Source organism: Alkalicoccus halolimnae, assembly GCF_008014775.2.
Taxonomy (GTDB): Bacteria; Bacillota; Bacilli; order Bacillales; family Salisediminibacteriaceae; genus Alkalicoccus; species Alkalicoccus halolimnae.
Genome location: NZ_CP144914.1, coordinates 553,815 through 569,360, shown reverse-complemented (window position 1 = coordinate 569,360; position 15,546 = coordinate 553,815). Strand labels below are relative to the sequence as shown.

Genomic DNA, 15,546 nt, shown 5'->3' with positions numbered 1-15,546 from the left:
GCACTCACTCCCTTTCTCAACTATCACTTTACATGTTAATTGATTAGGAGTCAATAAAAATATCTCGAATTAGGAATATTATATTCCGAGCTCCAGCATCTTGCCTGTTACCTTTTCCACTCTCCTGTCTATATCTGCTCCTTCATACTTTGAAAGCGTAAGCTCGTGGACGATTTTTCCATCGACCATAAACATAATGCGTTCCGATCTCGCAGCAATCTTCGCATCGTGGGTAACAATCATAACGGCCGTCCCTTCCTTGTTGATTTCTGAAAATAAATTCATAATTTCCTCCGCAGATTTGGAATTGAGTGCACCTGTAGGTTCGTCTCCGAAGATAATTTTCGGATTACTCATAAGAGCCCGGCATATTCCCGCACGTTGAAGCTGGCCTCCCGAAACTTTTTTTATACCGCGGTTCTCCAGCTCCGATATGCCCACCTCTTTCATAAGTTTTCGGGCTTTTTCTATAATTTTCGGGCGGTCTTTTTTATTATCCCGCATGGACGGGAGAATAATGTTATCGAGGATATTCAGGTTCTGCAGGAACGTCGGCTGTTGAAAAACGAAGCCCATTTTTGTCCTGCGCATGTCGGCAAGTTCATTATTTTTGAGCGACACTAAATCCCTGCCTTCAAACGCAACCTTTCCTAAATCAATATCGTCCATTCCGCTTAACGCAAACATGAGCGTCGATTTCCCTGACCCGGAAGGTCCCATAACGGCCACGAATTCTCCCTCTGCTATTTCAACAGAAACTTTGTCTAAAACATTACGCTTTTCAGCAGCTTCTCCGAACGATTTCACTATTTTTTCAGCAGTAATAACTTTATCCATAAGCTACTCCTTTATGTTTTCAGATATTTTTATTTTCCCGGCCCGGGATGTCCCTATGATTGTTGCAATAAGTACTGCGCCACCCATCATCAGTGGAGATAGGAGATAAGCGGAAACCGGGTTAATGGCAAAATGAAATGCCGAGGCTCCAAATGAAGAAATAACCGCTCCCGCAAGAAACTCTCCGAGCGTGTTTGCCAAAACGGTGCCGAGAACAATTCCGGCGATCAATACAAAACCGGAACGGGAAACATACTGCAGCATGATATCGGAATTTGTAAAACCGACCGCTTTCATAATAGAAATGGAAAACCTGTCCTTTGTCACAAGCATTTTCATAAACAGCAGTGTAATGAGTACCGTGATAATAAGCGCAATGGCAGTGGCGGCAACGGAGGCTGTTCTGACAGCGTTTATTAACGAGCCGAATGTCTGATTAATATATTGATCTATGCTCGATACCTTTGCATACTCATATCTCTCTCCGTATTCCGATACCTTGCCGGGGACTTGAGAATTATCCGCAAGTTCTAAGGATATAACACTCCACATGATGTCCTCCGAATTGTCTGAGAAGGCCGCCTTTGCGGTTTTCCCTCCGTTCGTAACATCAGAGTAAACGCCGCTAACAAGAAACTCTTCTTCTTCTCCTGCAATTTCCAGTGTAATAGACTCCCCTGCATCTTTACCTAACTCATCTGCGTTTATCGTCGAAAGGGCAATTTCCTCTTCTCCCTCAGGCGCTCTTCCTTCCAAGTACGTTATAGGGAAGATCGAATGGTCCCCGAGTTCAACATTTATATTTTCAATCACTCCGTCGTCCATCTTTACATTAAATGATCTTGTTGTCAGAGCCACAAATTCTGCAATATCACGGTCGCTCTCCATCGTTTCAGCAACCTCCGCCGTTTTTCCCGAAATATTATCAGTCTGCTGGATGTCAATGCGCATGTCGCTGTCTCCAATACCCATATACGTGATAAAGCTTTTGGCAGAAATCGTATTGTAAAGGTTTTGAGGAACAATAATGATAAACGAAGATATCACAAGAACGAGAAGCATCGTAGCGTAAATTCTTTTTCGTGCGAAAACATCTTTCATTCCGAGAAAAACATTTGTGTCTAACAGCCTGTTCCTCCTCAGGAAAAAAAGTCTTCCATCTTTGGACTTCTCCGTCGAGCTGCCAAAGAGGATCGCTTCTGCCGCCGAAATTTTCCGGAAGCGCCTCAGTACTCCGCTTACATAACCGATTATGGCAAGGAAAACAAGCAGGATACCGATCATACCGAAAAGCAGAGCCATAGATGAATTTCCGCTCTCCCCCATATAAAGCCTTATATTTTCAAGGAGCATGCCTTTAAAGAGAAAGGAAAGAGCCAGTCCGAGAAGACTTCCTGCTGCCGCAATTGCTGCATATTTGGCAAGATAGATCTTCTTTATGTCAGATACACGCAGCCCTAATGCTTTCATCACTCCTATTTCGCGGTAGTCATCCTCAATTTTCGCAAGCAGTGTAAAGCGTATGCACATAAATGAAACAGCAACGACGAGTCCGCTTATAAGCAGGATAACGGCTATCATCATCCCGTCCGAAATGGCGTTAATCGTTCGGAAAAGCGGATACGTAATCGTCGGTCCGTTTGCTTCAAGTCCGGCAGAGACGTAGTCCGATTCAAATTCTCCGAGTGCTTCTAAATTCTTTAATCGAAACTCAATCAGATACTCCATACTCCCAAAGTCCTGTATCTCTGCAAAATCATTTTCACTGACAAGAAAACGTTTGGAGGAGGAGAGGGTGGAATTCATCTGCGAATCGCGGAGAAACCCTGCAACAGTAAACTCCTGTCCGCCAATGACTGCTTCATCTCCAACCTCTGTCGTATTGTCTTTCATGTAGGATATTGGCACATAAAGTTCGCCGTCGTCCACTTCTATCACGTTTCCATCAAGATCCAGAAGAAAATCAAATTTTTCACTCTGCACAGAGAAGCCGTTGTCCTGAACATTATCTACCAGCGATGTTTCATTAAATACTATCTCTGCACCTTCCACGTTCAGGAATTCAAGTACCTGGAATTCATCGACCCGGCTGTTCTGCTCTGCAAAAGACGTGAGCCGCTCCGTATCAATTTCGCCTGAGTGCATCTGCATAAAATGTGGAGTCTTGGCTTCTGTCATAAGTGTATCTATTGCGCCTGAAAGATTTACAACGAGTATAGCCGTCAGAGAAACAAGCATCGCCGCGGCTGCTACAAACATCATTGTCGTCAGCGATACGAGTTTACTCTTTAAAATGTCATTACGAATTATCCTGTAATACATATGACACCTCCTGTTTTCAGGCTTTCATATCGGTCTTACAGCCGGGTCTTTTTCTCCTGCCTGCTTTATATACTTATATCTTACTCTATATTCCATTATTTTTCTGATTATTCCGAAAATAATGTATGTATAATTGTCAATTATATAGGATGATCTTTTGGCTATATAGGTTGAACTTAATAATTAGTCTCCGCTTCTGTAACCAGCCGCTTTCGTTTCTATGGGGGCGCAGGGACGGCCTCAGCTGATCTCTTCCTCCCTGAAGTCGGGCCGGGGTCGTCCTCTATCGCCCCGGAGTGCCCCATGTGCCCTCCAGCTTACGGTAGAAATACGAAGCCATCTCTTCCTTCTAAGAAAGAAGCAGGTTCTTCAAAACGAAGCGGAAACGTGCCCGGGGAAGAAGTAGATTTGTGAATTCGCAGGCCGCAGCCCACCCGGAAATCTCCTCCATGGGAGGGCTAAGCTAAGTTTTCTATATTTATCAAAAACAGACTTCAACACAGCTTTTTTATAAATTCTTGGTGAAAACATTAACAACAGGACAAAATTTCAACGAAAAATAGGACAAAAGAAGTAAAATTTATACCACTTATTGGAAAAGTATGGTATGATTATGCAAGATGAATAATAAATATTTCAATACACATTGGAACGCAGAGTTTTCAAATAGACGTTAATATTTACTCTATAGTGAACAAATCAGCTGTTTGAAATACCCGCCGTCCGGGACCGCTTTTTAATCAGATTTAAGATGAAAAGCAGAAGCTGAGAATCTGCTGTACAGTTATAAAGTTTTCGAACAGCTAAAAAATACCACAAGCTTCTGAGATACCCACCTCATCATTACAATGCTTAACTTTAAAGTGGAGTTATGTTTCATCAAACGTTTAAGACGAGGAGAGATGAACGTGATCAATAATGAACTGGAACCAATCGGTAATCAACGTCATCATGTCATCGTCGTACAGAAAGATCTGGAATTAAATAAACGAATTCAGAAAGAACTGAAAAACGCCGGTTTTTCCGTCAGTGGTGTATCGAGTGGTGTAGAAACCATCGAGCAGGTAGAAGAAAAGAAAGACTGTCTTCTTGTATTGGATTATTTCCTCACTGATATGAATGGAAAAGAACTTATTGAGATTTTAGCTTCCAACCAGTCAGCTGTCCCCTTTATTCTGATGAAGGAAAATACAAATGTCCGGAATGCCGGCAGTATGATGGCAGCAGGTGCATCCGGCTGGATTATGAAAGATGAAAATCTGTTAGATCTAATTCCGCAAAAGGTAAAAACCGTGTTAAAACAGGTGGAATTAACAAATAATTTATCTCATTCTCTCAAGGAACTGGTACAACAGGAAAAACTCTTCAAACAATTAACAAATTTATTGCCCGAAGCTATTTTCCTCTTGGATGAAGCCACTATTCTTTATTCGAACAATGAAGGAGCTAAGTTGCTTGGGAGCGAAGAGAGCGGTTTATTAACCGGAAAAAACATCTTTGATTTTGTCCATGTAAAACGTCCTCAGGATTTCAAAAATATGATGCTGGTTTCCGGAAGCAATTCGCTGGAGAATACTTATTTTATGCGGGAGTCTTTTTACCGGTCCGATGGGAAAACCCTTGATGTAGAAGTGAAAGCTGCCCCTGTTTTCTTTAAGGGACAACAGGCAGCCCTCGCGATCATTCGGGATACAACAGATTATAGCGTACGCGGAGTTTCTTTAAAGGAAAAACCCAATAGAAACAAATTACTATCGAGTTCTGTAGAGAATATGAGCGCAAGCATCGTCATTACAAGTGCGGAGCACGGCCATCCCATTATCTATGCCAATCCGCACTTTTATGAAGTGACCGGTTATACCCCGGCAGAAGTACTAGGCCTTAACTGCAGATTACTGCAGGGAGAAGAAACCGATCCCGCAACCGTTCGAAAAATAAGAGAGGCCATCCTAAATGGTAAACCTATTACTGCGGAAATATTAAACTATCGAAAAAACGGCGCCTCCTTTTGGAACGAATTACAATTAACTCCTTTATTTGATACGGAGGGCAGAGTGGAGCATTATATTGGTCTGCAAAGAGATGTAACAGACCGCAGAGAAGCCGAAAAGCAAATTGAAAAAATGGCCTATTATGACACACTTACCGCTCTGCCGAATCGTCGGTTATTTCATTTACGATTGAATGAAAGTTTAAAAGATAGAGCTCAGGATGGTAAGCATTTAGCAGTGATGATGATTGACCTGGATCGATTTAAAATAATTAATGATTCTTTAGGTCATAATGCTGGTGACATTATATTAAAAGAAGTTACTTCGCGATTAAAACAAAAAATTGATATGAGCAGCACCTTAGCGCGTCTGGGCGGAGATGAATTTATTTTACTTTTACCGCTTGCGACTTCAACAGAGGAAGTGGCTGCCATCTGCCGGAATTTACAAAACAGCATGCTTCTCCCTTTTCATGTAGAAGGACAAATGTTCAACCTGAGTATTAGTATCGGTGTCAGCCTCTTCCCTGAGGATGGTACGAGCAGTAATACTTTAATTAAAAACGCCGATATCGCGATGTACCGGTCGAAAGAACAAGGCCGAAATATGTTTCAATGGTTTGCATCGTCCATGAATGAAAAAGTCCTTGAAAAAATGGTTATCGAAGAGGCGATGAGGAAATGTTTAACGAATAATGAATTCCTTCTTCACTATCAGGCGAAAATGAATCTGAAGACGGGAAAAATTGATGGTGCTGAAGCGCTTATACGTATGCCGGATGGTGAAAACGGCCTGATCTCCCCTTCCACCTTTATCCCGTTAGCAGAAGAGACGGGTCTGGTTGTTCCGATCGGAGAATGGGTACTGCAAACGGCATGTAACCAAAATAAAGCATGGCAGGAGCAAGGATATCCTCCTATGATAATGAGCGTTAATTTATCTGCCCGGCAGTTTCAGCAGGTAAACTTAGTAGACCAGGTCAAACGTGCATTACACGTTTCGGGACTTGAGGCAGAATGGCTGGAACTTGAATTAACGGAAAGCGGTATTATGCGTGATATCACAGAAACGTTTGAAAAGCTGCAGCAGTTAAAAGCATTGGGGATTCATATTTCAATTGATGATTTCGGTACTGGATTCTGCTCGTTAAGCTACTTAAAAAATTTTCCTGTCGATTTTTTGAAAATAGACCAGTCCTTTTTGACGAATGTCCATGAAGACAAAGTGAACGCTTCAATTGCCCGCTCGATTATCTCCCTCGGACAGAGCCTGGGTATGAAAGTTATTGCCGAAGGAGTAGAAACAGAGGAACAATTGATCTTTTTAAAAGAGGAAACGTGCGACTCAGCCCAGGGGTACTTTATTCATAAACCGTGTACTGCCAGTTCCTTTACTCAAATGTTGACTGCATGTGAATCTGCTGATTTGAGTCAGCGTTAAATAATACTCCTGATAGAGAGTTATCGGAAATGAGAATTCTGCAGGACATTTTAGCTTCACTTCTTTTTTACTCGGAAAACATTTGACAAAAAACGATCATTCGCACCTTTGCTTCCTGGGAAGCCGGGAAAGAAAGCAAATTCAAAATAATCCATCATCAAGCTGAGCATACATTTTAATGTGTACTCAGCTTTTTCGTCGGGCTGCTTTGAAAATAAAGTGTCGAAGTGGTAACGGAAGATTTCCGGGCGGGCGGCGGAAGCGGTGTTAACTGCATTTATTAACAACAGACTTTATCAAAGCTGAAATCAAAACTAAAAAGAAAGAATCCAAGACGCTCTTCTGAAGAGAGACATGCTTTCCCGTCCTCTAATATTCAGCCGGCTTAATTTTTACGAAAACATGTCTCCCTCCTGCGATGCTGCTCCGGAAATTTCCTGCACAGTATGAATCACGTCATGTTTTTCCCCCTGTTTCACTGATAAACTATATAATAAGATAATTAAAGTTAGTATTTCACCTTAAAACCGTCCTTATGGCCGACGAAAGGATTGTTTATGATGACAGCACTTATTCCATATCTCGTTGGAGTCGTTTTTATCGCGATTCACTTTCTGGCGAATGCCTTTATTCCTTCTGAAAAAGTAAAGCGGAAGAAGTGGTTTTCATTCTCCGGAGGGCTTGCCGTTTCTTATATATTTGTCTACCTCCTCCCTACACTGCATGCGGAACAGACGAATATTGCGGATCCTTATCTGCATTTAGCGATGGAATCTGAAATTTATTTTGTCGGCCTCATCGGGGTCGTCGTGTTTCTTGGCATTCAGATTCTGATCCGGCAGAACTATGTCTCTCATATATCATCCTTCTGGTCGGCTGTTGCGTTTTATGCTTTATACAATGCGCTTGTCTCCTTCGTAGTCTTATCGTTCGAAGTCTCCGGTATTCAGGCTTTATTCTACTGTTTTGCGATCGGCCTTCATTTTATTGCGGTAGCCCATGACCTGTGGCGGGAATTCCCGTATGAATATAATAAATACGGGAGGTATGTTCTCGGAGCAGGGATTGTGGCAGGCTGGATATTCGCTCTGACAGTAAACTTAACCCCTCTTTTAAAATCCATCATCTTCGCTTTCGTGGCGGGAGCTATGATTTTTAACGTCTTCAAGCACGAACTGCCGAGTGATGAAGAAACCCACTTCCCGACATTTGCCGGCGCGGTGCTCATCTACTCAACAATCACTATGTCGCTGAAGTTCTTTTTCGAATGGTAGAATGTGTGGAAACCTGCAAACAGGCAGACGAAATGAAACAGATAGGCTTCCCCATTTTAAAAAGCAGATCAGGGCATGGAGAACCATTACTCTCCATGCCTTTTGCTGTGTGTTTAACATGAATTAAGCTTCAGGTTTTATTCTGTTTAAATGCTTGTACTTACAAAAAAGAAGTGATAAGATGTTTTTTTGACTATTCATTTACTAATAATGACCGAACAGTCATATAAGGAGCTGATGCTTTATTTCCCGAAAAGAAAACCTTCTGGAGCAGGCAGCCGCTTTGTTTCAAAAACAGGGAATGCATAACACTTCCATTGAAAATATCACTTCCGCCTGCGGCATTTCCAAAGGCGCCTTTTATAAGTATTTTCATTCCAAGGAAGAAATGATTCTTGCTTTACTGGAAAAATATTACGAAGAACTTTTTGCTCCGGTGCCGGCGGGGAGAAATGCGTTGGAAAAGCTGCAGCTGCGCATTCAAAAAGAGTTCACACAGGCCGTTTCCTATCGTTCGTTTATCTTCGAATTAACTCTGGCCTTTCCTCCGGGCAGCAGCAGTTCGGTCGTAACTTATTTGGAAGAGCAGCATGATCATTTATTTCAATGGCGGAAAGAAGCTATTCTCGAAGCTTTTGGAGAAAAAGGGCGGAAAATGGGCGAAGATCTTCTCGTCCTGGCCGACGGCATGATTCATGGCTACCTCCGCCTGATGATCTGGCGGAATCAGGACCTTCCTATCGATATTTTGAGCCGGTTTATAGTCGAGGCTCTGCAGGCTGTAGTAAACAAAGAGGGAACGATCGCTTCCGTCCTCCCTCCCCTGCAGACAGCGTCCATCACCCTCCCTCAGCTTCGAAAGGAATTACTTGCCTTACAGCAAAAAATGCAGGAAGAAGACTCATTGGAAATAACCGCATTAATTCTTAAGGAGTGGGAAACGGAATCACCGCGGCCCGTTATTGCAGATGCTTTATTGAAATACCTCGAAGATAAAACGACATTTACAAGTGAAGTGACCGCTCTGCGTATCAAATGGGCAGCATGGAAAGGGGAACAGCAATGAGTGAGATAAGAAAACCAGCAGATATTACGAAAAAACAAAAAACAGCCATGATCGGTGCCCTTTTACTTGGAGCCTTTATGGGAATTACAAATGAGACGCTCCTCGCCACCGCCCTCCCGACGATTCAGGAAGTTTTCGGAATCACCCAGGGGGAAGTGCAGTGGCTGACGACCGTATTTTTAATGGTCAACGGGATTATGATCCCCATTTCCGCTTTCTTAATTGAACGCTTCACTACGCGGCGGCTGTTTTTAACCGCGATAATTTTATTTGGCACAGGCACGCTCATTGCAGCCCTTTCTCAAAGTTTCACGATGCTGCTTTTAGCTCGCGTCGTACAGGCCTCGGGATCCGGAATTATGCTTCCCCTGCTTATGACAGTGCTGCTAATCGTCATTCCGGTAGAAAAACGCGGAAGAGCCATGGGTCTTCTCGGAATAGTCATTGCATTTGGTCCGGCGATCGGGCCCACCCTTTCCGGAGTACTCCTTGAATTCTTTCCGTGGCGTTCGCTTTTCATTGCATTACTGCCGTTAGTAGCAGTAACGATTCTCGTAGCATTCCTGTTTATGCAGAACGTTACGCAGCTGAGCAGGCCAAAGATTGATATTCCTTCCATCGTAATGTCCACAGCCGGTTTCGGAGCGTTTCTCTACGGTTTCGGCGTCGCTTCCAAGGAAGGTTTTACAAGTTTAACAGTCGTATCAATGGTAATTATCGGGGCCGTTATTATCGGATTTTTTGTCCGCAGGCAGCTGCGGCTCGATCGCCCGATTCTGGAATTTCGCATCTTTAAATTCCCTGTCTTCACCCTCTCTATCGGGATCACACTGGTGGCGATGGTATCCTTAATTGGAGCGGAAACGATGCTGCCTCTGTTTGTACAGAATGTATTAGGCTTTACTCCTCTCGAATCGGGATTGATGCTTCTTCCCGGTGCTGTAGTTATCGGAATAATGTCGCCGGTCGCAGGCGCACTGTTTGATAAATACGGAGCAAAAGTTCTCGCCATTCCAGGCTTAACGATCGTTACGATAACTACTTTTATGTTTACCAGCCTCTCGCTCGATATGTCTTTTGCTTTCTTAACAACAGTCTATGCTATCCGTATGTTCGGGCTGTCTCTTACGCTCATGCCTGTTATGACTTCGGCACTTAATCAGATCCCGGAAAAATGGTACGCGCACGGTTCGGCCATGGCTAATACGCTTCAGCAGATTTCGGCCTCCATCGGAACGGCGCTGCTGATTACCTTTGTAGCTGTCGGCTCCCAGGTGTATGCCCCCGGAGAAAGTGTGACCGCAGACACTGCTGCCTTGCTTTCAGAAGTAAACGGCTTCCAGTGGGGCTTTATGGGAAGCACAATTCTTGCTTTCATAGCTCTCGGCCTCAGTCTCTTATTAAAATCTCCGAAACAGGAAGAGCAGATAATAGAAGAAAAAGCAGGAGCATAAAGGAAACATGTTTAAACCGGCGGAAGATTTCCCGCCGGTTTTCAGACTGTTATAAAGTATTTTTTATGCATTGGTATATGGTTCGCTGCTTCCGCCTTCCGGGGGCTAGCCTGCCTCAGCTTCTCAGAAACTATTTACAGTTTCTTCATCTGCTGAAAATCGTATTACCTGTTCAGACAAGAATCTAAGTACGATACAAAACAAGCAAAAATTGATATTTACTTCCGGCACGCGTCAACAAACGCCTGAAACAGCCTGACGCTCTGTTTGTCCTTTTCGTAACTGAACTCCGGGTGCCACTGCACGGCCAGATTAAAAGACTGGTCCGGCATCACGGCAGCTTCCATGAGCCCGTCAGCCGCATAGGCCGCCGGCTGCAGTTTTTCCGCTTTCTTCTTAATTCCCTGGTGATGATAGCTGTTCACGTCAATTTTCTTTTCCTGGAGAATCTTCCCGAGCAGCGTATTTACTTCGATTGTCACTTCGTGCACAGGCGTTGCATAGGGCGGTTTCTGTTTATGCTCGATCAGGCTGGTTTTCCGTCCGCTGGGAAGGTCCTGATACAGCGTGCCTCCGAGCAGCACATTAAACAGCTGCAGAGCGCGGCAGATTCCGAAAACGGGCTTGTCGAGTTCATTCACTATTTCAAATAGAACCGCCTCCATCCTGTCCCGCTCCATGCACGTTTCCCCGCATGCTTCTCCGATTTTTTCTCCGTAGAAAGTCGGGCTCACATCCTGGCCTCCGGTAAAAAGAAACCCGTCGAACATGCGGGCCGTTTTTTCGAGGATGTCCGTATCCGTCGTCAGCGGCAGCATGACCGGAATGCCGCCCGCTGCTTCAATGCCTTTCATGTATCCCGGCAGCATCCAGTAGCTTTCTTTTTCTTTGTCATACAGAGGCAGTACCCCTATCATCGGTTTTTCCATCGTCTGCCTCTCTCCTTCTGCGTTTGTTTTTCCGGATCCCTTATTTATAAACGAGCTTAAACCGTTCGCAGACGACAGGCATTTTCTCGTGGAAGTCTTCCCTGCTTTCTGCAAACTCTCTTTTGAAAAAGGCTTCGTGATCCCGGCGCCATTGAGCAAGCGTCCGCTCTCCCTCCCCTTCCAGCCAGGCATGTTCTTCCGTCACTTCATCGAAAGGAACGATATCGACGGTCGTCGTAACGATGACCGCCGCGGCTGTTCCCTCGCCGTCCAGAACGATATTGTGCATCCCGCTGTACGGGAGCGGCTCGTCGTCACCGTACAGCGAATAATTGGATGCCGTTGCAGTTTTGGTGCCGCTTTTCACGAGCTCCGCAAGTTCATCGGCCATTTCTTTGGAGTCGCCGAAAGCCCACGCTTCGTACGTATCCGGCGCGTCCGGGTTATTTTTCTTATAGTCCTCCCACATGCGGGAGATGGATCCTTCGTTCATAGTGACGTCCTCTTTTCTATGCGGTATAGTCTGATGTCATTTTATAAAGATCTTCTGCAGCTTATATTACTTTTCTTTCTTCTTCAAATAAATATCATAATGATACGCTGTTTCCCTCTCTCCCATCGATTCATACAGGGCAACAGCGGGGGCGTCGTCCTGTTCTGCCTGAATGAAAACGGCGGAAGCATCGAGACGCTTCGCTTCTTCCAGAAGAAGTTCCAGCAGACGCGTGGCAATTTTCCGCCTTCGGAACCGGGCATCGACGGCGAGATCATACACGTACATTTCGAGGGTTTCCTCTTCCAGTTTATCCATGGTGTATGCCGTGAGTCCGCCGACCACCTGCTCACCGGATGTGGCTGTACAGACGATGATACCTTCTTTGGAAAGCAGCTTCTTAAGGTAGAGATCCGACGGTTTATTTCCTCTGTACATCTCTTCTTCTTCAAAAGCTTCCGCATAAAGCTCGTTCAATTTCCTTATCTGATCCAGGCCGAAATCGTTGTTCTGCAGCAGGTGGAACGTAATAGACATAAAAGATACCTCCCGGGTGGATAGTATTTATACGTTCAGCTGACGGCTGGCTTTCTGGAAAAGACTATGTAACTGCTCATTATTCCTCATGCTATCACTTATATTTCCTGTCTCTCATTATATCTGATATTAATTAGATCGACACCTGACGATCGTCCAGTTTCACGGGTCTTTTCGCCAAACAGAAGGGCCGCTGTGTAAAAGGGACAAAATACAGAGGTTCCCGTTTAATAAATGAATAAGGTTTACGGAACTCAAGACTTTTACAGTATTCATAATTTTGGAAATTCATGATAAATTACAATTAAGTGAACCCTTTTCTTCATATCATTTTTGGCTGCACGACAACCCCGCCCGTTCTCCCGATTAAAACTGCCTGCGTTTCCAGCTGCTCTTCCTTAGATAGCAGCTGCCTGCCTTTTCTATGTCTCTCTGAAACTCCTATTTTGGATTCAAATTTCAGATAGAGAGGAGTGAACTGCTGTGGATGCAGATCGGCATGTACGTTTAGTTATCACAAGACGAGATCATCCGGAAGCCCCGTCGTATACCGAAACCTTTGATATTCCCTATCGGCCGAATATGAATGTCATCAGTGCCTTAATGAAAATCCGTGAGAATCCCGTCACAGCCGAGGGAGAGAAAACCACTCCCGTTGCCTGGGACATGAGCTGTTTAGAAGAAGTATGCGGAGCCTGTTCGATGGTAATCAACGGCTGGGCCGAGCAGTCGTGCGCATCACTGATTGACAAACTGGATCAACCGATCCATCTGGCACCGATGAAAACATTTCCTGTCGTCCGTGACCTCATCGTGGACCGCAGTCAAATGTTTGAGTCCTTGAAAAAAGTGAAAGCCTGGATCCCCATTGACGGCACCCATGACCTTGGTCCCGGTCCGCGTATGGCTGAAAACAAGCGGCGGTGGGCATATGAACTCTCGAAATGTATGACCTGCGGCGTCTGCCTGGAAGCCTGCCCGAATGTTAACGATCAGTCCAAATTTATAGGACCAGCCGCAGCTATTCAGCCCCGGCTTTTTAATGCACATCCTACAGGAAAAATGCATAAAGGGGAACGTCTGCGTGCTCTTATGGGCGAAGGTGGACTGCAGGATTGTGGAAATTCACAAAACTGTGTAGAATCCTGTCCGAAAAATATTCCAATTACAACATCCATCGCCGCACTTAACCGCGATATGACGATTCAGTCTTTCCGCGATTTTTTCGGCAGTGATGATTAATGCTTTTCACTAAAATCAGGCAGGAGGGGGGGCTTCCCTCTCCTCGCCCACGATTATATCGAGCAGGGAGTTTGATGAAATGAATGGAGAGAATTATTTTTCTGCTGCCTATGGTACCTTAGCCATCATCTCTGCAAATATTCTCTTTTTTATCCTTTTAAATAATTTCTCGTGGGCCGCTGAAGCTTTTCTCCTTTACCCGGATATAAGCATCATGATAAACAGGCCGTGGACGTTACTTACCGTTTTCTTTTCCCACGAGCTTTCTATCCATCTTCTCCTTAACATGTTTCTCGTCATCGTATTCGGTATCCGGCTGGAAAGAATAACCAATGTGAAAACTGTCCTTTTCACTTATTTTATTTGTGGGTTTTTCGGCAGTCTGTCCATCCTGTTAACGGCACCGCTCGTCGGCTGGAATCCTTCTGTCCCAACAGTCGGAGCATCTGCGGCAGCTTTTGGATTAGTGGCAGCTTTTACTTTTCTTCAGACTGATGCAAAGGTTTTACAATCGAAGGCAAAATACTGGCTCATCGCTTTGTTCGCTGCAAATGCCATGATCACTTTATTTAGCCCCTCCGTTTCGATTGGGGGACCTGCACACGCCGTCGGTATAGCAGCAGGGCTTGCGTATGGATATTTATATAAAAATCAATTCGTCAATTAACAGATAAGTATTTTACATCACTTAAGAAAAAGTCTTCCCGCTGTAAATTTAAAAGACCCTCTAGAGAAAATTTCTTCTCTTAAGGGTCTTTATGCTGAATAATCGTTTTCTTCTAAAACCATTTAAAATTTGCGACCGTCCTGCTGTCAGCGGCGGTCAGAGTCATCCCGTTTATCCTCACTGATGTCAAGCTGTTCCCGCTTTACTTCCTCAGCAGCATGTTCCGTTTCTTCCACTTTATCCTTTCTGATTTTCACTTCTTCTTTCACTACAGGCTTTTTCGTGACTTCTACTTTTTCTTCTTTTAAAGGAATGTGGATTTCTTCCTCTTTAAATTCTCCTTCCGCTCCCTGATGAGCCTCTTCACCGGATACAGGCCTTCTTTCCACGTGCAGCTCTTCACGTGAAACGGGGACTTCCACGTTCTTCGTTTCTTCATGCACGGTCTTTTTTACATGTGCTTCTCCTGCCTGAACTTCTTCTTTCTCCACTTCCAGGTCTTCCTCCCAAAGACGAACCTTCTGCTCTTCGTCTGTTTTTTCTCCTGATCTGGATGAGGTTCCATGTAACGTTTCAGCCTTGTTTGGATCTTTTAAAGGATCTCCAGCACGATGCGTCCCTTCTCCGCGGAGAGGAGTTTCTACTTCTTCTTCTTTTGCATACGGGCTGTCATCCAGACCCGGCGCTTTCAGGTCTGAGGAAGCGCTGGAATGTGAATCTGCAGGTTCTGTTCCAATTCCAGCGCCTGCGGCTGTATCATCAGGATGTCTGCCTGGTTTAATATCAGGAGCCAGAACGACAATTTTCCCGTTCTTAATGTTTAATTCCTGTTTTTCCACTTCCGAATCGGATAACCCAAGGTCTTTCAGCCTGGATTTATAATCAGAAGAATCGGTTTCCTCAGGCCCATTGCCGGTAAAGGCGGCTTTTACCTTTTCCAACAGACCCGGACCTTCCTCTTTCCCTTCTTCCCCTTGATGGCGGGTTTCTATATCGACATCTGTTTCCCGCTTGATCAAAGCAGTCTCCTGATGTTCGTTTGCCAGAATAGAAATGCTTTCCGGTGTATATCCTTCCTGTTTCACTCTGTTAACAGCTTCCACAACTTCTGCTTCTGTTTCATAAACACCAACTACTTTATTACTCATGAAAGTGTCCTCCTATAATTTTATCTTTCCGTCCGCTGATACACAATGTATTCCCAACCGTTCCAGACTGAAACTATAATCGGAAGTATTTATTATAAACAGTTAAAAAGTATGTTTATTTTTCCATATATTGATTTATAATCCTG

Annotated in this window: 12 protein-coding genes; 6 read left to right on the top strand and 6 right to left on the bottom strand. The window is 44.3% G+C overall.

Annotated elements, in window-relative coordinates; translation table 11 throughout:
* Window positions 1-78 precede the first annotated feature (78 nt).
* Window positions 79-837 carry an ABC transporter ATP-binding protein gene (locus FTX54_RS02515; RefSeq protein WP_147803937.1) on the bottom strand — a complete coding sequence of 253 codons (759 nt, stop codon included), beginning with the start codon at window positions 835-837 and terminating at the stop codon, window positions 79-81.
* A gap of 3 nt (window positions 838-840) precedes the next feature.
* Window positions 841-3,159, bottom strand: coding sequence for an ABC transporter permease (locus FTX54_RS02510; protein ID WP_147803936.1), 2,319 nt, complete (start codon window positions 3,157-3,159; stop codon window positions 841-843).
* A 908-nt stretch (window positions 3,160-4,067) separates the two neighbouring features.
* On the opposite strand from FTX54_RS02510, the gene FTX54_RS02505 reads away from it, so the two are divergent.
* The 4 genes from FTX54_RS02505 (at window position 4,068) to FTX54_RS02490 (ending at window position 10,384) form a co-directional block, all read left to right on the top strand.
* The gene (locus FTX54_RS02505; RefSeq protein ID WP_187254561.1) at window positions 4,068-6,590 is read left to right on the top strand and encodes an EAL domain-containing protein; all 2,523 of its coding nucleotides are present in this window, start codon (window positions 4,068-4,070) and stop codon (window positions 6,588-6,590) included.
* 557 nt (window positions 6,591-7,147) lie between these two features.
* Window positions 7,148-7,864 carry a hypothetical protein gene (locus tag FTX54_RS02500; protein ID WP_246125636.1) on the top strand — a complete coding sequence of 239 codons (717 nt, stop codon included), beginning with the start codon at window positions 7,148-7,150 and terminating at the stop codon, window positions 7,862-7,864.
* Window positions 7,865-8,108: 244 nt separating this feature from the next.
* Window positions 8,109-8,930, top strand: coding sequence for a TetR/AcrR family transcriptional regulator (locus tag FTX54_RS02495; protein WP_338485867.1), 822 nt, complete (start codon window positions 8,109-8,111; stop codon window positions 8,928-8,930).
* Window positions 8,927-10,384, top strand: a complete 1,458-nt coding sequence (locus FTX54_RS02490) for an MDR family MFS transporter (protein ID WP_147803933.1) — start codon at window positions 8,927-8,929, stop codon at window positions 10,382-10,384. Before FTX54_RS02495 ends, FTX54_RS02490 begins: the two co-directional genes overlap by 4 nt.
* Window positions 10,385-10,602: 218 nt before the next feature.
* Here the strand turns inward: FTX54_RS02490 and FTX54_RS02485 are convergent, their stop codons facing one another.
* The 3 genes from FTX54_RS02485 to FTX54_RS02475 form a co-directional block, all read right to left on the bottom strand.
* Window positions 10,603-11,313 (bottom strand): gamma-glutamyl-gamma-aminobutyrate hydrolase family protein, encoded by a 711-nt coding sequence (locus tag FTX54_RS02485; RefSeq protein ID WP_147803932.1) that lies wholly within the window; start codon window positions 11,311-11,313, stop codon window positions 10,603-10,605.
* 40 nt (window positions 11,314-11,353) lie between these two features.
* Window positions 11,354-11,806 carry an ASCH domain-containing protein gene (locus tag FTX54_RS02480; protein WP_147803931.1) on the bottom strand — a complete coding sequence of 151 codons (453 nt, stop codon included), beginning with the start codon at window positions 11,804-11,806 and terminating at the stop codon, window positions 11,354-11,356.
* Between the two features lie 66 nt (window positions 11,807-11,872).
* Window positions 11,873-12,343: a GNAT family N-acetyltransferase gene (locus FTX54_RS02475; protein WP_147803930.1), complete on the bottom strand. Its 471-nt coding sequence runs from the start codon at window positions 12,341-12,343 to the stop codon at window positions 11,873-11,875.
* Between the two features lie 483 nt (window positions 12,344-12,826).
* Here FTX54_RS02475 and sdhB point away from each other — a divergent pair, with 483 nt between their 5' ends.
* Complete coding sequence (sdhB, locus tag FTX54_RS02470) at window positions 12,827-13,585, top strand: succinate dehydrogenase iron-sulfur subunit (protein WP_147803929.1); 759 nt, start codon at window positions 12,827-12,829, stop codon at window positions 13,583-13,585.
* Between the two features lie 79 nt (window positions 13,586-13,664).
* Window positions 13,665-14,252, top strand: a complete 588-nt coding sequence (locus FTX54_RS02465) for a rhomboid family intramembrane serine protease (protein ID WP_147803928.1) — start codon at window positions 13,665-13,667, stop codon at window positions 14,250-14,252.
* A 146-nt stretch (window positions 14,253-14,398) separates the two neighbouring features.
* On the opposite strand, the gene FTX54_RS02460 is transcribed toward FTX54_RS02465, so the two are convergent.
* The gene (locus FTX54_RS02460; RefSeq protein WP_147803927.1) at window positions 14,399-15,400 is read right to left on the bottom strand and encodes a DUF2382 domain-containing protein; all 1,002 of its coding nucleotides are present in this window, start codon (window positions 15,398-15,400) and stop codon (window positions 14,399-14,401) included.
* Window positions 15,401-15,546 lie beyond the last annotated feature (146 nt).

Coding starts and splice junctions, on each gene's coding strand:
- FTX54_RS02515 (WP_147803937.1), bottom strand. CDS start 837: ATGGATAAAGTTATTACTGCTGAAAAAATAGTGAAATCGTTCGGAGAA.
- FTX54_RS02510 (WP_147803936.1), bottom strand. CDS start 3,159: ATGTATTACAGGATAATTCGTAATGACATTTTAAAGAGTAAACTCGTA.
- FTX54_RS02500 (WP_246125636.1), top strand. CDS start 7,148: ATGATGACAGCACTTATTCCATATCTCGTTGGAGTCGTTTTTATCGCG.
- FTX54_RS02490 (WP_147803933.1), top strand. CDS start 8,927: ATGAGTGAGATAAGAAAACCAGCAGATATTACGAAAAAACAAAAAACA.
- FTX54_RS02485 (WP_147803932.1), bottom strand. CDS start 11,313: ATGGAAAAACCGATGATAGGGGTACTGCCTCTGTATGACAAAGAAAAA.
- FTX54_RS02480 (WP_147803931.1), bottom strand. CDS start 11,806: ATGAACGAAGGATCCATCTCCCGCATGTGGGAGGACTATAAGAAAAAT.
- FTX54_RS02475 (WP_147803930.1), bottom strand. CDS start 12,343: ATGTCTATTACGTTCCACCTGCTGCAGAACAACGATTTCGGCCTGGAT.
- FTX54_RS02465 (WP_147803928.1), top strand. CDS start 13,665: ATGAATGGAGAGAATTATTTTTCTGCTGCCTATGGTACCTTAGCCATC.
- FTX54_RS02460 (WP_147803927.1), bottom strand. CDS start 15,400: ATGAGTAATAAAGTAGTTGGTGTTTATGAAACAGAAGCAGAAGTTGTG.